Source organism: Paenibacillus campinasensis, from assembly GCF_002272015.1.
Taxonomy (GTDB): domain Bacteria; phylum Bacillota; class Bacilli; order Paenibacillales; family Paenibacillaceae; genus Paenibacillus_AQ; species Paenibacillus_AQ campinasensis.
In genome coordinates this window covers 76,379-96,403 of sequence record NZ_NPBY01000021.1, presented here as the reverse complement: position 1 = coordinate 96,403, position 20,025 = coordinate 76,379, and the positions used below count along the sequence as shown (strand labels likewise).

The following is a 20,025-nucleotide window of genomic DNA, read 5'->3' as shown; positions in this document are numbered from 1 at the left end:
CCTGCTCCGGCAACCTATAGATGATGAAGGAGTGTTGAACCTATGAAAATTGACCTGCATACCCATGCCAAGTTGTCGAAGGCGTCTGACTTTTCGCCGGAATATTATGAGGAGATGCTGCGTGAGGCCAAAGATAGCGGGCTGGACGCGCTGGCGCTGACCGAGCATTTTAATACCCGCAACTTCTACGAGGTGTATTCGGAGCTGGATCGCCTGTTTCCGTACCAAGGGGACTATTATGAGGCGTATGGGCTGAAGATTTTCCCCGGGATGGAGGTGGATATATTAGAGAACGGGCATATTCTGCTGATCGGCAGCAAGTGGTCCATTCTTGAGGTGCGCCGTAAGCTTGACGGGTATACCGATAAGGGCGCCTTTATCCCCTTTGATCAGCTGATGGATATCGCTGAAGCGTATCCTTTGCTCAAGATCGGTGCACATCCATTCCGTGATAGCACGCCGCTGCATCATCTCAGCCCACGTCAATTGGCACGGCTGGACGCCTTTGATCTCAATGCCAAAGATATGTACCAGTACGGCTGCGACAGCAATCAGGAACAGGTACAGCGCTTTGCTTCCGAGCTGGGCAAGCCGGTCACCGCTGGCAGCGATACGCATCAATGCCTGCAATTCGGCAGCATCTTCAACGAGCTGGATACCCCATGCGAATCGGCGGTTGAGCTTAAGGAGGCTATCCTGCAAGGGAAATACAAGCTTCATGTTTCGAATGATCTCGAGATCAAAGTAAAAGCCTCCGTCATGCTGAAAAAGCTGATGAAGCGGATGGTCCGGCTGGAGCAAGCACTTTCCACCGGCATGAGCTCCAGCTGACTTCCGTGCGCTGACAATTCACCCTTGTCTGCTGGAGCTTGCGTCAGCAAAGCGCCATCTGCCCGGCACTGGCCCCGATCCTCCACACGGACGGGGCCGGTGCTACGTCAATAGGCAGCTGCATAGCTGCCTATTGACTTTCGTGTTATATCCCGCTGGGCTGTGACATATTTCCGCATACGTCCCCTCCTTTCGCACCGACACTATTTTTCGACAATACGCTCCCTTAATTATTCAAGTTAAAAGTGAAAAGTGAGGTTGCTTTCCCCATCGGATTGCAATAAGATTAAACATTATAATGATATAACGTTTTGATGATCGATAAAGGATGTGGATAGGAATGAAGCTGCGTTTCGAAGGGGATATACAGGAGCTGTTAGCAGGGATCCAGCAGCTGTTGCCTGAACTGGACGTACAATTCAGCGAGGACGGTATCCCGGTGCTTGTAGAAGGACCCCTGGATACCCAGGACGATGCACTCGAGGTCAGTTATGAGCGCGGACAAGGCATGATCAGGTTTAGCAAAAAACATCAGTTTTTCAGGGGGCTTGGGCTGCTGGTCCAGCATCTTCGTACCGGCGATGATTTCCGCGTCCTGGAGAAGCAGCAGTTCGATCAAATCGGTCCGATGTTCGATCTGTCCCGCAATGCGGTATTAACGGTGAACGGGTTCAAGGCCATTCTGAACAAACTCGCCCTGATGGGCATGAACACGGTCATGCTCTATATGGAGGACACGTATGAAATCGAAGGAGAACCGTACTTCGGTTATATGCGGGGCCGTTACACCGAGGAGGAGCTTAAAGAAATCGATGATTATGCCGACAGCTTCGGCATTGAAGCATTCCCGAGCATCCAGACGCTTGCTCATTTGGAGGAATTCCTGAAGTGGGAGCCTGTGAAGTCCTACCGCGATACCAAGGGGGCGCTGCTGGTTGGCAGCGAGCAGACAGACAAGCTGATCGAGAAAATGATCGAGTCGGCTACCGCACCGTTTCGCAGCCGCAAAATCCATATCGGCATGGACGAAGCCGAAGAGCTTGGGCGCGGAAAATACCTGGATCTGAACGGGTACCAGGACCGCTTTGACATTATGGTCTCGCATCTGGACAACGTGCTGGCGGCAGTGCGCGCCCGCGGGTTGAAACCGATGATGTGGAGCGACATGTTCCTGAAGCTTGCCTCCGGCAAGGGCGATGATTATTACGATAAAGAGACGACGATCCCGGAGGATATGGCTCGTCGAATCCCGAAGGATGTCGACATGGTGTATTGGGATTACACCCATACCGAGCCTGAGGACTATACGAAGGTCATCGCCAATCATCGCCCGCTGGGCTGCAACCTCGTGTTCGCGGGCGCCGTATGGATATTTAATACGTTCGGCGTGAACTACGGTCTATCCTTGAACGCCTCGGATGTGGCCCTCCAAGTGTGCAAGGAGGAAGGCATTCGTGAAGTATACGCCACCATGTGGGGAGACGACGGCAACGAGGGCAACCCGTTTGCAGCCCTCCTCGGTCTCCAGCTGTACGCAGAGCATGCCTACACAGAGGGGACGCCGAGTCAGGCGCAGCTTGCGCAGCGGGTGAAGCTGTGCACTGGCGTGGAGATGGAAGCTTTCCTGCTGCTCAAGGATCTGGACGAGATTCCGGGGCAAGAGCCGAACAACGCCAAGCAGAGCAATCCGTCCAAGTTCTTGCTGTACCAGGATGTGCTTCTCGGTCTGTTCGACAAGCAGATCGAGGGGCTGGCGCTAAACGACCACTACGCCAAGCTGGAGCTGGCTATTCAGAACAAGCGAGACAAGAATGCGGCACTGGATTATCTGTTCGAAATGCCGGAGAAGCTGAGCGCTGTGCTGAAGCGCAAAAGCGAAATCGGCATCCGGCTCAAGCAGGCTTATGACACGCAAGACCATGCCACTCTTCGGCATATCGCTGAAGTGGAGCTGCCCGCCATTGCTGCGGCCGTCACGGAGCTTCGCCTCGCCCACCGGACACAGTGGCTTCGCATGTTCAAGCCGTTCGGTTGGGAAGTGATCGATATTCGCTATGGCGGCGTGCTGACCCGGCTCGATACGGCCGCAATGCGCATCCTCGATTACGCCGAAGGACGTATTCCTCGCATCGAGGAGCTGGAGCAGGAACGGCTCGTCTACAGCACCACCAATCGTTGGAACCATAAAGGTGTCGGCTGGTGCAGCCATTATTACCGGATGGCATCGCCAAACGTGTTTTATCATGTGCTGAATCCTTTTTAAGCTTCATCATTCTAACAGAGTCAGCTTCTGTTAGTGTTCATGCCTTGAGACCTAGGCCTGTTCTCCATGCAGAGTACCCAACCTGAACTTGTCAGGTTGGGCTATCTCTATATAAAGACACTATTCCATGCTGTCCCACAGCGCATTAAAGACGGCATCCTCCACCTGAAGGAAAACAGGGGTAAGGCCGTATTTGGCATAGTTCCCGCTCCCCAGCTTGAACAAGCGCAGCTCTACCTCTGTCTCATCCTCCAGTTTCAAATACAGAAACTTCTGCTCGCTGCTCGCATACGGCTCCTCTCCCAGCGCCTCTTCCGCCACCGGACTGGCTGTATGCAGCGCGGTCACGAAAGATGAGAGGGCATCTGCCGCCTGAACCGCCTGCAGGCGGTTCTCGCCCATGTTCCAGCTGTCAAAGCTCTGCCATTGTGCGGTCTGAATCCGATCCTTAACATTCAGCTTCCCGATCAAGTCTTCCCCTGTTGCAATCGTAATGCCATTCAGGTGGTCGTAGAACTCGGCATAGACCTGACCGTCAATGACCTGGTATGACATAATACGGAAATCGGTATCGTAGCCTTTGACAGCGTAAATATCGGTCTCGCCAATCGTAGAAGCCAATTCGGTATAATCCGAAGCATCACTCCACTCCGTAATGCCCGCCTTGGATCTGCCGAGCTTATCTCCGAGCAGCTGCTCAGCTGCCTCCGGTGTAATGCGTGTACTCGACTGAGTGTAGATATTCCCTTGGTACACCACAAGCCCGATCATGTTCGCTTGAATCCCGCTGTCCCCAGGCAACTCAACCTGCGGGATGGTTACTGGCTCTGTCGCCACCTCAGATGGATTAGTCGAACCGTGCTGCCCGGTCCCTTCGGGCTTAACGGCGGTAAGCGCCTGATCGTCTGCACCGCGCTCCCACGTGAACGTGACAACCGCACCGAGGCCCAATACCGCTGCCAGGCTGACCATCGCGACCGCCCTGCGGCTCCATCTTGTCGACTGCACTTTTCCTTTATTCATTCGTTCCATCATCCGTTTCTTCACTCCTTCATCCGGTTCTATATGATCCATCAATTTTTTGTACGCATTCCTGTTCATGCCTCATTCTCCCCTTCCAGTTCCATTCGCAACAGCTCCCTGCCCCGCGCAAGCCGCATTTTGACCGCAGATTCGCCGATCTGCAATATATGGGCGATTTGCTTCACCGAATAACCTTCATAGTAATACAGGTGAATCACCGTCTTATATTTAAAAGGCAGACTCATCACCTCATCGATGAGCGCCCGGTCAGAAGGCTCCGCAAAATACGCCTGCACATCATCCAGCCTCGTCACCCGCTTTCGCCACAGGCTGCCGCGCATATTTTTGCATTGATTCGTAAGGACGCGGATCAGCCACGCCTTCTGGTGCTCGCTGTCATTGAAATGCGGCGCTTTATCTATCAGCTTGAAGAAGGTTTCCTGGAGCGCTTCCTCCACATCCTGCTTATTCCCAAGATGAATCATCGCGATTTTGAAAAGCATGCTTCCATACAATTCGTAAATCTCGCCAATATCTCCGCCCGGCCGGAGCGAATCGCTTTGCATCGTGTTGTGCCTCCTTTTACCTATAACACAATGCTGGACGTGTATTGGTCACATTTGGTTGCTATTTTTTTCATTAGATAAAAAAAACAGCCCCGACCCGAGATCATCTCAGGCCAAGACTGCTGCTTCGATCCAAACCCTATTTCGAATACGTCAGCTTCCCGATCATGCGATTCAGCACAGCCGCGCTCTCCGCACGGGTACTGCTGGACTTAGGCATCAATCGATTCCGCTCGTCTCCGTTCATAATCCCCATGCTGACTAAATGCTGTACTGCTTCTGCTGCCCAGGCACCGATCCGTTCCTGATCGGCAAAGCGCAGGGAGGAACCTCCGCTTGCCTCATATCCGGTCGCCTCCAATGCCTTGAACACCATGAGCACCATCTCTTCCCGAGTAATCGTCTGATTCGGCCGGAAAGTGCCGTCAGCATATCCACTGACAATGCCCGCTCTGACCGCCGCTTCGATATACCCGGCATGCCAGTCGGATGCAGCGACATCCTTGAAGACAGCTCCCTGTCCTGGCACCTGTCCCTGACCTGCGCCCTGACCGCTCGGATGTCCAGCCAGCCCCAATGCCCGTGTCAGCAGTGCTGCGAATTCCGCACGGGTGACCTCATCGTCAGGAGCATATCGGGTTGCCGTACGTCCGGTTACAATGCGTTTGGCTGCAAGCGACTCGACGTCCCCTCTGGACCAATGCGTCGCGATATCTTCAAAGGTTACCGGATTGTGAAGCGCCAGATAGGTGCTATTGGTCTTGCTGTAGATTACAATGGCATCTCCTTCAGTCATAAATGGAACGGGGGTATAAGCAGCGCTCGTCCCCTCATCACCATCGATCCGCACGACAGCAAGGCTTGAGGCAGAGTAAGGCCGCCCTGCCTTCATCGTCCGCTTCACGTAGGAATCGAACGATTCCAGCATGACGCTCTCGTCCGCGGTCCGGAGTGCTACGGTATAATCAACTGCCTGAAGCCCACTGTAGCCACGCGCTGCTGCTGACTCTAGCGCATCTTGGTTCAGCGCAAGGGTGAACACAAGCGCAAGACCGCCCCCCTCCGAGCCCAGCTTCTGTGCTAACGACGGGAGATGAATCTCCTTCTTAGGAAGCTCATAGCTGGCATATGGCGTCACAATCGCCAGTACATCGGCCCCAGCCTGGGCAAGCCATGCTTGCAAGGCCCCGCTGCTGATCGTAACCGCTGCAGAGGTGAGCAGCTGGCTGCCTGGGCTTGTCACCTCAATCCTCACGGTTCCGTTATGCGGCTCTTTCAACGCTTGCTGCATCGCAGCTTCGGTAACGGTGGCTGCTGCCTCGCCATTTACTGCTTGCACTTCAAGCCGGACCGTGCCCGGAGCGGCAGGTGTACCCGTGCCCGGCGTACCCGGTGCAGGTCCAGGCACTGGCGGCGTCCCTGGCCCAGGAGCTCCAGGGGTACCAGGGGAGCCCGGTGTGCCTGGTGTGCCTGGTGTGCCTGGTGAACCAGGGGTTCCGGGTGCTCCCGGCCCTCCAGGCGTTCCAGGCCCCGGAACCTCTGGCAGCGGCGCTCCCTTCAGATCGGTGATCCGCCCCTCAACCGCAGCGGTGTCGGCTGTGATCGTGCCTACTTTTTCAATATAATTGGAGAAAACCTCATAGTCCGGCAAATACAACAGATTCACACGGCCTTCGAGATAAGCCTGCTTCAACGACTCATAGAAGTCTCCGCCCTGGGCAGTAAAGACGTTGGTCGCCATCACATACGACTGACTCAGATCGATCGGCTCATAGCCGTCCGCTCCCCTTACCTCCATCCGCAGCACGCGCTCGCCTGCCGGCTTCGTGGAATCATAGATGAATCTCATGCCCGAGACATGCGGGAAGCGCCCATCAGCACTCGGGATGCGGGAGACGCCGTTCTCCAGCGCCTCCTTGATCTCCTGACCGGTCAGCGTCATCGTCACGAGATCGTTATTAAACGGCAGCACCGTCAGCACGTCCCCCATCGTGATCGGCCCGGCTTCAATCGACGCGCGGATGCCCCCGCTGTTCTGCAAGGCCATTACAGCACCCGTACCAGCCGCCCTCGCCGCATCCAGCATTCCGTCGGCAATCAAGTTGCCAAGGTTCGTCTCCTTGGTGCGCACATCGGCACGCTCGCCGTTCAGCAGCACCTGCGTCCGTCCGACCTGTGTTCCTTTCAGCTCCTCAACGCCCGGTTTGTATTTGGTATTAAGTAGGTGAAGCGCCTCCGGGTCAGGGGCAATGACATACTGGTCATGGCCGTCCTTCTCATCGACCGAGATGAGGCGTCCGTCCCACTCCTTAAGCACACCCTCCTCATCAAATACCACTTCAAGCCGGCCGAGGTACTGCCCCTTCTCCCCGGCCTGCACAATCAGCTTCGGCTCGCTGTCCGAGCGATCCAGGACAGGCTCATCCAGCTTCGTATGGCTGTGACCGCCTACGATAATGTCGATGCCTTCGACCTCTCGCGCCAGATTGGCGTCAGCGTCATAGCCGAGATGGGAAAGCACGATGATTTTGTTAATCCCTTCGCGTTGCAGCATCGCTACCGTATCCCGCGTTTTCGCTACCGCATCCTCAAACGTAACAAGGCCCGGAGAGGAGATGCTCGCTGTATCCTCTGTCGTCAGTCCAATCAGGCCCACCTGCTCCCCGTCCATATCCATGATGATCGCCGGATATACAGAACCCGCCTGTGCATCGCGCGTCACCTCATCCTTGAATTTGGAGCTGAGCACCGGATCGGCCGAGAAGTCCACGTTCGAAGAGACAAATGGAAACTGTGCCTGCTCGATATAATCACGCAATACCTCGGATCCTTTATCAAACTCGTGGTTGCCGAAGGTCATCGCATCGTAACCTACAAGATTCATGAACTCCAGATCAGCCAATCCCGAATATTTATTAAAATAGAGCGTACCCGAGAACACATCCCCGGCGTCCACAAGCAGCGGGTTCACCGAAGCTGCCCGCGCTTCCTTGATCGCGGTCACCCGGCGCGCAATGTTGTCCGGCGAGCTTGTGGTATCCAGATTCGCATGCGTATCATTGGTATGCAGAATCGTCAGCGGGAAGCCGCCCTCGGCGCTTCCTCCAAGATCAATCGCGGCAACGACCGGATCATGGTCTGACACGCGGCCTCGGGAAGGCGGAAAGTCCGCATTCAGATGGACGACATCGATCTGGGCGGTGCGCGTTAAATTTTTGCTGACCAGAATATGATCGAGCACCTGCGAATTGCCGTCATAGGTATACGTGTACTGCTCTCCGATCGGCAGCTTCTCAATCAGATTGTCCAGCTCGCTGCCTTTGAGGATCGCTGCGGTTTCCGTGAATTGGAAATCATTCAAATCGCCTAGCACAACCACGTTGGCCTCCGGATTGCCCGACACAACCTCCTTCACAAATCCGTTCACAACCGCCGCGATTTGATGACGCTGCAATTCACTTGACAGCGCAGGCGGCTGGGCAGCCCCGAAAGGCCCCTGATCCCCCGACTTGGAGTTGAAGTGATTGACAATCACAATCACCTTCTCGCCCCGGAATTCGAACTGGGCCGCCAGCGGCTTGCGGGAGGATGCAAACGCCGGGTTCAGCGGATCGATCCGGCCCGGATTGTAGGTAAGCTGATCCACGGACGCATCATACTGCGTCGCTTCGGTGGACGAGCCCTTGCGCTGATGCACGCTATCCGCCAGCTTCACCCGCTCCGGATTATAGAGGAACCCTACCCGGATATTCGCTCCCGGCGCGCCGCCGTCGCTGTTGTTCACCGGCTCGACATCGGTATAGCTGTATACAGGTCCCCCGGCTGCTTCAATGGCATCGACGAGAACCTGATAGCTGTGATCTGCAGCGGTCGTGCCGTCATTGCGCTCGCCGTTATTGTCCTGCACTTCGACCAGGCCAATAATATCCGGGGATTTCAGATGGTCTGCAATCGATTCGGCCAGCTTGTTGATCTTGGCAGCACCGACACCCGGATAGAAATTCTCAATATTGTACGTCGCCACCGTCAACTGATCCTCGCCGGCCCGGATCGTGGATACTTCCTGCTCGAACGGGCTGCTGATCAGGCTCGGCAAACCGTCCTTGGGCGGAATCACCTTGAAGTTGCCGCTGTTGTATCCGATGACACCGATCACATCCTCGGTGAACACGTCCCCTGTACCGACTTCCTCGCCCGGATTCCCGTACGCAATCAACAGGCGCTGCGGGTTGAGATTGCCTTGTTCCTTCAGCACAAGCCCGCCCGGCGGCGTCAGTACATCCTCCACATCGTTCTCCACGCGAACCGGAATGTTATACGTTCCGGCGCTGGTCCAGTAAGGACTAATAATTGTCGGCTGCGGCAGTCGAACCCGCATGCCCTCCAGCGACTCATAGAAGTCGATCGCGTCTTCCTCCGGATCGAATTCAGCGAAGCTGTCATTATCAATGATTGCTGCCTGGAGCGGCAGCCCTTCCTTGCCCAGCGTAACCGGCTCCGGCAGCGCGTCAGCCGGCCCCAGACGCTCGTAGCGTTGAAGCTCGATCTGCGTGGTGGTCAGATTGCTGGCACTGCCCTCGTTATATTCCGAGACTCTGCCCGTCACGGACACGGTCTCGCCGATATCCGGCAACGTGGCATTCGGAGCGTAGACGAATATGGCATCCGATGTTCTCGGATTGTCATCCGGCTCAGGGTCCTGAATATAGAAACCTTTATCATTGCCGTTAGAAAACGTATATCCGTACTGAGTTACGACCCCCTCAATGTCTTGAACCGTCTGTCCGTTGTATGGTGAAACGTGCGTCTCACCCTGGATATCTCCGATCCGCGGCTGCAGGGCGGCCCGGTAGTCAAACGCAAATACCCGGCTCTGCTCCCCACCCGCAACCACAATCGCTTTGATCGTGATATCCCGGTCAATCGGGATCGGGGTGCTGTACAACGCACTGGATACCGTAGGTTCCGTGCCGTCCGTCGTGTAATAGATGCTGCCCCCTTCGGCAGGCGTCGTCAAGGTCACCTTTTCTCCCGGCACGATCGGCCCCGGGCCTGGGCTGGCGATGACGGACAGCCGCTCCTCCACCAGGGAAGCCTCATTCAGCGGAATCAGCTCATAGATATCTCTGTACTGCTTGACTACGCCGGTAACGCGGCTGAACACTTTGCCGACTTCAAGCTTTGGCAGGCTTGAGTAAATGATAAATTCATGGCCATCCTGAACCGCCGTATACTCGCCCGGCCGATTCTGGGCCGTAATAGCCACATCCTCCATATAGACAAGCCTTGCTTCGTATGCCTCCCCTTGATCCGGTGCCAGATCAGCTCCGCTGATGCGGATCGGCTGCGGCACACCCGCATTCCTCTCCGTCACCTCATAAGGCAGCAGCGGATGCGGCTTCAGCTCCTGAAGGTTGTTGTAGATATCCATGACACCGGCCGCACTGACCCTATCGCCCACGCTCGCATCCAGCGGATAGTCATAGAGCACGATGCCGGCCGTATCATCCTGAATGTAAATCTCTCTGCCCTCAATATGCGTAATGATTCCTTCAGTCCATGCATGCTCCGATCGTTCCTTCGTGCGGGCTTCGGCTACCGGAACCGGAGACAAAATATCATACACAAACGAAACGGTCGGTCCGTTATCAAGGCCTTCCATGGCAGCATAGGCTTCGATACGAATCGGCTCCTGCAGTTCAATCGGCCCATCGATCAGACGAAACCCTGAACCGTTGTTCGTGCCCGAAGCGTACACGTCCGCATAGACGGAAGCCCCGACGACAGGCGGCGCCAGCGTAATGGCCGTTCCGGCAGGCCAAGCATTCGGCTCCGGCGCGGCCGTTACTTCCCCAAGCTGATTCCCCGGTTGCTCCGGAGCGCCTGTGAAGGCCGTATTGCGCGGATCCGGCGCTGTGACGGTGAAATCATTCGCATTGTTATCCGTATCCAGCCCCCGATTGCCTGCCGGACCTCCAGGCATCTCCTTGCGGATGGCTGCGGTTGCATTTGACAGCGAACGCGTCGGCTGACCCTCGGCTGCCGATGCCGTACTGCCATACCCTACAAAATCAACGACCGCCCCAGTGGCATCCACCAAATCGACCTTGCCATTCGTCCCGCTCAGATCGATGTTTCCGGTCAGATCAGCTGCCGGTAAAGCATTCCCGTTCCCTGATTGTCCCCCTCTCTGCTGAATTAAATAATACTGGTGAGGTCCGAGTCTGCCGCTCAGCTCCGTCACGTTGTTGAACGTGCCCGTTGCACTAGCATAGCGCACCTTCCAGCCTGCAAGGTCAACATAGGAGTTCGTAGGATTATAGAGCTCGATAAAATCATGCGTATACACCGCGCCACTGTTGCCACCCCCGCCATAGACCTGGCTGATCACAACCTGGTCATTGCTCGGAGAAGCCTCCGCAAGCCGGACAAAGCCGGAAGGAAGAATCATCGTGACAACCAACATGATGGCAAGAAACACACTTCCTAGCTGTTTGCACCTATGCAACCCCGACAACATCTTAACTTTCACTCTCCTTTTCTATTAAATTCTGCACTCATTAACTATATATACCAGAATTGTTTTGAGAGAGCTAATCCAAAGGGGGTTTTATGTAAAAAAACCTCTGAGCAGATCAGAGCCCGATCTTACGGGACTGACCACTCAGAGGCTGTCATGTGAAGGAGAGCGCGATCTCTATCTCAGATCAGCACATCCCTATCTATCATGCTATGAATCTTATCGTTTGCCGGAATCAAACGGCTCCCCAACCGCTCTTGGTGCATGCGAAGACTTCGAGAATATAACAAGCGCGATCAAGGTCACGACATAAGGGAAAATCTTCAGCAGCACCGGCGGAATGACCGCAAGCGACGGAATGACCTGCGATACGTTGGCAATCGTGCTTGCAAAGCCGAAGAAGAAGGTTGCTGCCAGAATTCCGAGCGGCTTCCACTGGCCAAAGATCAAGGAAGCCAGCGCCAGGAAGCCAAGACCGGCTACATTGCCGTTGAACTCACCGGAATAGGTGAGCAGAATTGCCGCTCCGCCAAGACCCGAGAACGCACCGGAAATGAGGACGCCCACATAACGGACTCTTCTCACCCGGATGCCCGCGGCCTCCGCCGCATGCGGATGCTCACCGCAGGAGCGCAGGCGCAGCCCGAATGGCGTCTTATAGAGCATAAACGTGCTGATCAAGAGCAGCGCAATAATAAACAAGGTCGTCGGATACATTCGGGTAAAGAACAGATCCCCGATGACCGGGATCTTTGACAATACCGGAAAATCAAATGACTTGAACCCGCTGGTCACCCGGATATTTCCGCTGCCCGTAATGTTGCGGGCGAGGAAGATCGTTAGTGCGCCAGCGATCATATTAATTGCCGTACCGCTTATAATCTGGTTGGCATTCAGGTTAATGCTTGCAAAAGCATGCAGCAGGGAGAACAAGGCGCTCGCTGCAGCCGCGGCCAGAAGACCGACCCACAGCACCCACCAGGATCCCAAATATTGCTCCTGAAGCTTGGATACTACAAAAGCTCCGATAAAGGAACCGACAATCATCAGCCCGTCCAGACCGATGTTCACAACCCCGCTTCGCTCACTGAACAGCGCGCCCAAGGCGGTAATCAAAAGCGGAATCGTGAAAACGATGGCATACGGGAATATCTGTTCAATCGTTGTCCACATGTTCTCAGTCCTCCTGCTTTTTGTTTGCCGAACGGCGCAGCCGCAACTTTCGGATCAAACGCTCAATCAGTATGCTTGTCGCCGCAAAATAGATAATGATGGCGATAATTGTATCCGCAATTTCCGGCGGAATGTCGGTCATCGCGTTCATGAACCCTCTTCCGGAATACAGCAGTCCGAAGAACAGGGCCGAAGCCAGTACGCCAAGCGGCGCGTTGGCACCGAGAAGCGCAACCGCGATGCCGTCGAAGCCCTGGCTTGGCAGAATCCCGATCTGAATGCTGGAAGCATTGCCCGTATACTGGGCAACCCCGGCAAGACCCGCGATGCCGCCAGCGATAAACATCGACAGCACGATGCTGCGGTTCACGCCAATGCCGGCATATTCGGAAGCGTGGCGGTTGAAGCCCACCGCCTTCAGCTCGTAGCCCAGCGTTGTTTTATTGATCAGGAAAGCCACGATGATGACCGTTAGCACGGCAATGAAGAATCCAAGATTGATGTAAGAGCCCTGGAACATATCGCTAAGCCATGACTCGCGGAGCATCGCATTAGCCGGAAGCTGCCGCGACTCTGTCTCCACGCTGTCCCCTTTGAAATACGCCGGGATCACATAGTAAACCGTCCAGTAGGCAATCCAGTTCATCATAATGGTCGATACCACTTCGTGCACATTATAACGTGCCTTCAAGAAGCCGGGGACGACCGCCCACAGCGCGCCGCCGATAAATCCGGCCAGCACCATCAGCGGCAGCAGCATACCGCGCGGAAGATCCAGTGACAGACCGACCGCTGTCGCGCAGAAGCCACCAACCAGCATCTGTCCAGCCGCTCCGATATTAAACAACCCGGTGCGGAATGCAAAAGCGACAGACAGTCCCGTCAGAATGAGCGGCGTTGCGGTCGCGAGTGTATTCCCGATCCGCTCCGGATTTTTCAACCCACCTTGAACGAGATATTGGTAGCCTTCAATCGGATTATGTCCGGTCAGCATCATCAGCACGGCCCCCGCCAGCAGTCCGAAGAGGACGGCGAGTAACGATTTCACACTGTTATTCATGACGTGCCCTCCTCCTTATGAATCCCGGCCATCATAAGCCCGAGCTCCTGCTCGTTCGTCTCGGAGGCGTTCACAATGCCTACCAGTTCGCCGTTGTTAATGACCGCAATACGATCCGACAGGTTCATCACTTCATCAAGCTCAAGCGAAACGAGCAGCACGGCCTTTCCTTTATCACGCTGCTCCACGAGACGCTTGTGAATATATTCAATCGAACCCACATCAAGACCCCGCGTTGGCTGGACCGCGATAAGCAGATCCGGATCGCGCTCGACCTCGCGGCCAATAATGGCCTTCTGCTGATTGCCGCCGGACATGGAGCGCACAACCGACCTGGCGCCGGTGCCTGAACGGACATCGAAGCTCTGGATAATCTGCTCCGCATGCTTGCGAATGACAGCGGGCTGAAGAATTCCATGCTTCGAGTAAGGCTGCTTGTTATACACCTGAAGGATAATGTTCTCCTCCAATGTGTAATCCAGCACCAGCCCCCGCTTTTGCCGATCCTCAGGGATATGGCCGATTCCGCTCTCATTGCGCTCTCGCACAGACAATCCGGAAATCTCTTGACCATTCAGGCGGATGCTTCCGCTCTCGGCCTTCATAAGTCCGGTTATCGTCTCCACCAATTCGGACTGACCGTTCCCATCCACACCAGCGATGCCAACGATTTCGCCTGCCCGCACATCCAGCGTGAACGCTTTGAGCGCATCCACCTTCTTGCTGTTCTTGACCGTAAGGGACTGAATCTCCAGCACCGGTTCACCCGGCTTGCTCTCGACCTTGTCCACTTTAAAGGAAATGCTGCGGCCGACCATCATCTCCGCCATTTCCTCGCGGCTCGTCTCCGCCACATCGACCGTGCCGATCGTCTTGCCGCGGCGAATGACGGTGCAGCGATCCGCTACCGCCTTGATCTCCTTCAGCTTGTGCGTAATCAGAATAATCGACTTGCCTTCCTTGACAAGGTTCTTCATAATGTTCTGCAAATCTTCAATTTCCTGAGGTGTCAGCACAGCTGTCGGCTCGTCAAAAATCAGCACCTCGGCATCGCGATACAGCATCTTCAAAATCTCGACACGCTGCTGCATCCCCACCGAAATATCCTCAATTTTCGCATAAGGATCCACATTCAGCCCATATTTCTTGGACAGCTCTTCGACCCGCTTGGCAGCGGTTCTTACATCGAGCATAAAGCCAAGCCTGCGCGTCTCGCTGCCGAGAATAATGTTCTCGGTCACGGTAAACGGCTCTACCAGCTTGAAATGCTGATGCACCATACCGATGCCAAGCCTGCTCGCCACGTTCGGGTTCGTAATGCGCACCTCTTTGCCACTCACCTTGATCGTTCCACGGTCAGGTTGATACATGCCAAACAAAATGCTCATGAGCGTGGACTTACCGGCCCCGTTCTCGCCAAGCAATGCGTGGATTTCTCCCTTTTTCAGCCTGAGTGTAATGTCGTCATTTGCCACAATACCCGGAAATTCCTTGCGGATGCCCACCATCTCGACAACATAGTCCATGGTCTTATAGGGTCCTCACTTTCTATGGATTAAATGCCTCACTTGAGCCTTACTCATAAAAAGAAGACGGATGGCATCCGTCTCTTCTTAGCAAACACGTCTTTCTCTACTGTCGAAGCACCCCAAGGGATCTTCCTCTTACTTGATCAGATCGCCTTGTTCTGCACTCACGGTCACTTCGCCGGACTTGATCTTGTTAAATACTTCGTCCACCTGGCTCAGCACTTCCTCGCTCAGGTTCGGGTTCTCTTCCGGAAGGCCTACACCGTCACTCTTCGCATCCAATGTGATCGTTTGTCCGCCAGGGAAGTTTCCGTCGAGTTCAGCTTTGATCATATCGTAAGCTGCAGCGTCGATTTTCTTCACCGCGGAAGTCAGAACAACCGACTTGTCCCCGTCATAGATTCCGTCGCTGTATTGGTCAACGTCAACGCCGATGATCCAGATGTCTTCGCCTTGCTCCGCACGGCTCTTCGCTTCGGTAATTGCACCGACGCCTACGCCGCCAGCAGCTGCAAAGATAACGTCCACACCGTTGTTATACATTTGGGCAGCCAGTTGGCCACCTGCCGCTACGTTGTCAAAGGAGCCCTGATACACCACGTTCTCCTTGTTGATGACAAGATTCGTGCCCAGATTCTCATTCGCGTAATTCACGCCTTGCTGGAAGCCCCAGTTAAACTTCTGTACTGGTGGAATTTCCAATCCGCCGATGAAGCCAGCTTGTCCTTCCTTCACGTGAAGGGCAGCAGCTACACCTGCAAGGAAGCCGGATTCATGCTCTGCGAAGAAGATGGATACCGTGTTCTCCTTCACCACAGGCTCTGCTCCTGGCTCGCCGGAGTTCGGCGCTCCGTCAATCAGTACAAATTTGGCATCTGTATATCTGTCTTGTGCCTTGAAGATCGCTGTCTCGAACTTGAAGCCCGGTGTTACGATAAACTTGAAGCCCGCATCATACAGGTTCGTGATTTCTTTCGTATAATCCGCTTCTGTCTCGCCGCCCGGCTTCAGATATTTGTGCTCCAGACCAAAATCCTCGCTGGCCTTTACAATCCCTTCGAACGTGCCTTGGTTGAAGGATTTATCGTCAATGGTGCCCGCATCCGTAACCATTCCGACTTTGAAGTTTGCTTTCGGTGTCTCTTCGCCTGCACTGCCGCTGCCGCTCGGCTCTGTTCCTGTATTCGAAGAACCGCAGCCTGCCAGCATCGTAACAGACAATGCCAGACTTATTAATGATATGACCCCTTTTTTCATTTCAGGATAACCCTCCTAGGAATAATACTGATTGCTATTTTTACAGACTCTTTACTATAACAATATATTAATAAAACTGACCCTTTTCAACAAAAATTTAGCCCATTTCAACCAGCTGCTTCTGTAGCGCGGTAAAACAATTAAGTGGAATATTCCTCCTTGGAAAGGGGATGAAAGGTTTACAGAAATGGACATGCATTGATAGATCAACAATAATAAGTAACACAAGCATTACAGCGGGTGTGAAATTAGGGGTGGTATGTCGGCGGAGCCTTATTTTCCGTGGAAAAAATAACATTCATTTTCCCTTTACATATGTCAAATGAATGTTAAGTTCGAGCAGTTTTAGCCAGCTGTGCAAGCTGTTGAAACTCGTATTTTATTTTCTTTTTCGATTTTGGCTCGTGAATCGGCCATATGTGACAAAGGCAGCAATGATCATCGCGATAAAGCCAATATCGCTCGCGGTATTCTGCGCCAAGCCGAGCAACAGACACACATTCGTCACCAGATTGTTCGTTAGCAGCGCGATGGCAATGAGCAGTATCGGTCGCCATATGTTATATCGTCTCATATTCTAGCAACACTCCTGACCGGTTCTTCCTTGAATCTCTAAGGATAAGGTTAGATGCATTATATCATGAAATTGAAGCGCATACATTGAAAAGTTATAAAAAGAAACAGCCTGTTCGGAATAATTTCCTCCCGATCCAGGCTGCTTCATCCCCGTCTTGCGGGTCCGTTCGTCCTTGCAGACAAGCGCGCTTCTGCTGTCTTTAACCTTTATCCCAGCTTCTGACCACAATTCGGACAGAAGTTGGCGCCTTCGTTCTTCGTCCCGCAGTTCGGGCAGAAGTTCGGCTTTTGTCCGCCGCCGGAGGCTGCACCGCCGCTCGGCGGTTGCGGTGTATTCGAGCCGGAAGACGATGACCCGCCATTCTGGTTCATATTCTTCATCATTTCATTCGCCAGATTCATGCCCATCATCATGCCTGCCATGTCGGAGGCGGCGCCGCCGCCCTGAACCTTGCCGGAAGCAATGCCGTCGGTCATGCTCACCTGCTGGTATTTCTGCAGGTTGCCGATCATCTCATGCGATGCGGTCTTCGTAATCATATCCTGAATTTCCTTCGGGTAATTGAAGCTCATCACCTGGAAGCCTGTAATGGAGATGCCGTTGTCCATCACCTGCATATCCAGATCATCGCGGATGCCTCGGGCGATATCGTCCGCATTGGCCTGAAGGTTGAACATGTCCTTGCCTTCCCGGCTGATCCACTTCATAAGCAGCTGATCCAGCACGGACGTGATGCGAATCTTCACATCCTCGACCAGATAGCTGTTCTTGATGCCGGCGATCTTGTCAATCAGCGTGACGTAGTCGCTCACTTTGAAATTGAAGGTGCCGTTGGCACGTATCGGCATGCCGCCTGGCAGTTGCGGCGTCGGGATCAGAACCGGGTTCTGCGTGCCCCAGCGCACGGTGAACTCCTTCGTGTTCACGAACAGCACTTCGACCCGCATGCCGCTGTTGAACCCGAATTTAAAGCCTTTTAACGTTGACAGAAACGGGATGATCTCCGAGTCGATGTTGTACACGCCCTCATCCTTGAAAATGCCCTCGATTTTGCCATTATTCACAAACACAGCGTCCTGTCCGGCCCGGATGACAAGCTTGCTGCCCTTCTTAATTTCCTTATTGCTCCACTTCCAAAAAATCATGTCGTCCCGAAATTCATCCCATTCCACCACATTGGCGAACTGGTTTCTAAAGAATCCCATCGATACTCCCATCCCTTCTGTTAAAATGAACCTCTGCTGCCGCTGTGCGAATGCCCGCCGGAAGTCCGGCCCCCGCCGCCACCTCCGAAGCCGCCACCGCCAGAGTTGTTGTTTCGTTCGATTTTCCTTTTGGTTGTTGTCGTATGAAGATATTGGTCTCTGCGGGCCCGTACGCCCGACACGCTTGAGTTCTCATAAGTGCGGCCATTGACGGTGACCCGGCCTCCGGCATTGTAAAGCATCAGTCCGACCACAACGCCGCCGATGACAACGGAGATGCCAATCTGAACCCAGATATTATTAAAAATGCTGTCGTCAGCCTCACGCGATGGGGAATACGCCGAACCGGAACCGCCGCCTCTACCGGAACTCGAACTGTTCCCTCCGCCCGAGCCTGTGCCCGAGCTGGTTCCCGAGCTGGTTCCCGAACCCATACCTGAATTCGAATCCGTGCCCATATCCGGTTCCGGGGTTATGCCCATGTATTCATATACATCCTCGATGTACTTCTGGAAGGCAAGTTTATAGTCGCCGTTCGCCATATCGGGCGTAATGTGATCACGAATCTCGTCCGCCCTCTGATTGTTCACATATTCCTCCGCCTTCTTAAAACCGGCAACATAAAACTCGCGGTGGTACATATCCACCATCAGGATGGCCGTGTTTCCGTGAGGCTGATCGTAACCTGGCGCATATTCATCATAAAAGTCCTGTGTCATCCTCATCACATCATAGGCATCCGGACCATCCACCGTCAGGATCATAATGTCCGTCTCTCGTTCAGCCGACCGTTCATTTGCCAACTGATTCAGCTCTTCATACTCCTCGGTTGTGAGCAGACCGGCATCATCAAAGATCAGCTGTTTCTCATCGGCCCTGGCCTCCGTCGCCCAGGAAAGAGCCCCTGTCACGATCATCACGGTGAAAAGAAGGGAAGCCAGCAGGATCCGAGCTCTTCTCATTAGGAACCACCTCCCTGTATGATGAGTGATATCAGCTGTTGAACGAGGAATGCTGCTCCCGAGATGCCGGTGAACCACGCAGTCACTTTCAGCTTGCTGATCGGCGGCCTCCCTACCACCTTTCCGGTCTGTCCGTTCATAGCGAATATATAATTTTTCTTATTATAGCTGTAATTGACCATCCATACCGGAAGCAGCACATATTCCGCATGCTTCGCTCTGGTATCGATATCGACATCGGTATAGCTTACCGTGGAATAACCCGTTACCGTGGATGAAATATAGGAATCGATAAAACTTCTGATTTTGTCCTTGGCCCGAGGCAGCAGCTGACTGTCGGTGTAGCTGTATTTTTCAGCGATGTAACCGGCCAGATAAGGGGTTTTAAACTGCTCAAGCTTGCTGTAAGGGAACGGCTCCAGCTTATCCATGAGCTCGTCGTTCATTTTCTCCGAAGCGTCAATCGGCACCTTCACGTATTCCAGATGAATGTCCCTGTATATGCTGTAATGCTTCGTTTCCGTATACTCATAATCGCCCAGTCTGTAGATCCGCACCTTCGTCGCGCGGCCATGGACCTCTACATCGCTCTTCAGATCATAGAGCCAGAACGGAACGTACACCCCGGTGATGCTCTGCACCCGATTGGCCGTCATAAATCCGCTTGGGGTCAGCAGCCCTTTCCTGCACCATTTCCGAAAAGCCTCCATCGCCTGCTCCTTGCTGATCGAGAACGGAATGATCTGCGCCGGAGCAAGCTTTCCCGCAAGCCGGTCGCCAAGCACAACGGCCGACCCGCAAAAGGTGCAGTTCGTTGCGCTCGTCTCAGGCTCTGTCATAATGACGGCTCCGCAACTGTTGCAGTGATACTCTCTCGTCCTGTCCTCCTCGGAAAACACCACGTTCGTGAGGGGATCAGAGATAGATTCAATATGATCTTGTCGTCCGCAGCTTTGGCAGGATAATGCTCCCGTATTCGCATCAAACACCATACCGCTGCCGCAGTTCGGGCATTTATACTCAATTACCGGCATTTGCTCACCTCGATCAGCCTATCTA

The 20,025-nt window shown here is 54.0% G+C and carries 13 protein-coding genes; 2 read left to right on the top strand and 11 right to left on the bottom strand.

All coding sequences use genetic code 11. The features are described from left to right. Nucleotides 1-42: 42 nt before the first annotated feature. The gene (locus CHH67_RS06605) at nt 43-831 is read left to right on the top strand and encodes a PHP domain-containing protein (protein WP_095264287.1); all 789 of its coding nucleotides are present in this window, start codon (nt 43-45) and stop codon (nt 829-831) included. Nucleotides 832-1,171: 340 nt separating this feature from the next. Further along, on the top strand, nt 1,172-3,094 hold the full coding sequence (locus tag CHH67_RS06600; RefSeq protein WP_095264286.1) for a beta-N-acetylhexosaminidase: 1,923 nt from the start codon (nt 1,172-1,174) through the stop codon (nt 3,092-3,094). 120 nt (nt 3,095-3,214) lie between these two features. Here the strand turns inward: CHH67_RS06600 and CHH67_RS06595 are convergent, their stop codons facing one another. From CHH67_RS06595 to CHH67_RS06540, 11 genes are all read right to left on the bottom strand, one after another. Then, entirely contained in the window at nt 3,215-4,195 is a 981-nt protein-coding gene (locus tag CHH67_RS06595; protein ID WP_095264285.1) for a hypothetical protein, read from the bottom strand. Then, nucleotides 4,192-4,683, bottom strand: coding sequence for an RNA polymerase sigma factor (locus CHH67_RS06590; RefSeq protein ID WP_095264284.1), 492 nt, complete (start codon nt 4,681-4,683; stop codon nt 4,192-4,194). The genes CHH67_RS06595 and CHH67_RS06590 overlap by 4 nt, the downstream gene beginning before the upstream one ends. A gap of 139 nt (nt 4,684-4,822) precedes the next feature. Continuing rightward, nucleotides 4,823-11,149 (bottom strand): 5'-nucleotidase C-terminal domain-containing protein, encoded by a 6,327-nt coding sequence (locus CHH67_RS06585; RefSeq protein WP_244908110.1) that lies wholly within the window; start codon nt 11,147-11,149, stop codon nt 4,823-4,825. 273 nt (nt 11,150-11,422) lie between these two features. Then, nucleotides 11,423-12,376, bottom strand: a complete 954-nt coding sequence (locus tag CHH67_RS06580; RefSeq protein ID WP_095264282.1) for an ABC transporter permease — start codon at nt 12,374-12,376, stop codon at nt 11,423-11,425. Nucleotides 12,377-12,380: 4 nt separating this feature from the next. Further along, nucleotides 12,381-13,436: an ABC transporter permease gene (locus CHH67_RS06575; RefSeq protein ID WP_095264281.1), complete on the bottom strand. Its 1,056-nt coding sequence runs from the start codon at nt 13,434-13,436 to the stop codon at nt 12,381-12,383. After that, nucleotides 13,433-14,962, bottom strand: coding sequence for an ABC transporter ATP-binding protein (locus tag CHH67_RS06570; protein ID WP_095264280.1), 1,530 nt, complete (start codon nt 14,960-14,962; stop codon nt 13,433-13,435). The genes CHH67_RS06575 and CHH67_RS06570 overlap by 4 nt, the downstream gene beginning before the upstream one ends. Nucleotides 14,963-15,100: 138 nt before the next feature. Next, nucleotides 15,101-16,222 carry a BMP family lipoprotein gene (locus tag CHH67_RS06565; protein WP_095264279.1) on the bottom strand — a complete coding sequence of 374 codons (1,122 nt, stop codon included), beginning with the start codon at nt 16,220-16,222 and terminating at the stop codon, nt 15,101-15,103. 379 nt (nt 16,223-16,601) lie between these two features. Then, nucleotides 16,602-16,796 (bottom strand): hypothetical protein, encoded by a 195-nt coding sequence (locus CHH67_RS06560; RefSeq protein ID WP_095264278.1) that lies wholly within the window; start codon nt 16,794-16,796, stop codon nt 16,602-16,604. A 209-nt stretch (nt 16,797-17,005) separates the two neighbouring features. After that, the gene (locus CHH67_RS06555) at nt 17,006-18,004 is read right to left on the bottom strand and encodes an SPFH domain-containing protein (protein ID WP_095264277.1); all 999 of its coding nucleotides are present in this window, start codon (nt 18,002-18,004) and stop codon (nt 17,006-17,008) included. Nucleotides 18,005-18,024: 20 nt separating this feature from the next. Next, entirely contained in the window at nt 18,025-18,966 is a 942-nt protein-coding gene (locus CHH67_RS26700) for a TPM domain-containing protein (RefSeq protein WP_230875589.1), read from the bottom strand. After that, nucleotides 18,966-20,000, bottom strand: coding sequence for a TFIIB-type zinc ribbon-containing protein (locus CHH67_RS06540; RefSeq protein ID WP_095264276.1), 1,035 nt, complete (start codon nt 19,998-20,000; stop codon nt 18,966-18,968). Before CHH67_RS06540 ends, CHH67_RS26700 begins: the two co-directional genes overlap by 1 nt. Nucleotides 20,001-20,025: the final 25 nt, after the last annotated feature.

Excerpts from the sequence above, each read along its gene's own strand:
- CHH67_RS06540 (WP_095264276.1), bottom strand. The coding sequence starts at position 20,000 with ATGCCGGTAATTGAGTATAAATGCCCGAACTGCGGCAGCGGTATGGTG.
- CHH67_RS06570 (WP_095264280.1), bottom strand. The coding sequence starts at position 14,962 with ATGGACTATGTTGTCGAGATGGTGGGCATCCGCAAGGAATTTCCGGGT.
- CHH67_RS26700 (WP_230875589.1), bottom strand. The coding sequence starts at position 18,966 with ATGAGAAGAGCTCGGATCCTGCTGGCTTCCCTTCTTTTCACCGTGATG.
- CHH67_RS06565 (WP_095264279.1), bottom strand. The coding sequence starts at position 16,222 with ATGAAAAAAGGGGTCATATCATTAATAAGTCTGGCATTGTCTGTTACG.
- CHH67_RS06605 (WP_095264287.1), top strand. The coding sequence starts at position 43 with ATGAAAATTGACCTGCATACCCATGCCAAGTTGTCGAAGGCGTCTGAC.
- CHH67_RS06595 (WP_095264285.1), bottom strand. The coding sequence starts at position 4,195 with ATGAACAGGAATGCGTACAAAAAATTGATGGATCATATAGAACCGGAT.
- CHH67_RS06600 (WP_095264286.1), top strand. The coding sequence starts at position 1,172 with ATGAAGCTGCGTTTCGAAGGGGATATACAGGAGCTGTTAGCAGGGATC.
- CHH67_RS06585 (WP_244908110.1), bottom strand. The coding sequence starts at position 11,149 with ATGTTGGTTGTCACGATGATTCTTCCTTCCGGCTTTGTCCGGCTTGCG.
- CHH67_RS06555 (WP_095264277.1), bottom strand. The coding sequence starts at position 18,004 with ATGGGATTCTTTAGAAACCAGTTCGCCAATGTGGTGGAATGGGATGAA.
- CHH67_RS06560 (WP_095264278.1), bottom strand. The coding sequence starts at position 16,796 with ATGAGACGATATAACATATGGCGACCGATACTGCTCATTGCCATCGCG.
- CHH67_RS06590 (WP_095264284.1), bottom strand. The coding sequence starts at position 4,683 with ATGCAAAGCGATTCGCTCCGGCCGGGCGGAGATATTGGCGAGATTTAC.
- CHH67_RS06580 (WP_095264282.1), bottom strand. The coding sequence starts at position 12,376 with ATGTGGACAACGATTGAACAGATATTCCCGTATGCCATCGTTTTCACG.
- CHH67_RS06575 (WP_095264281.1), bottom strand. The coding sequence starts at position 13,436 with ATGAATAACAGTGTGAAATCGTTACTCGCCGTCCTCTTCGGACTGCTG.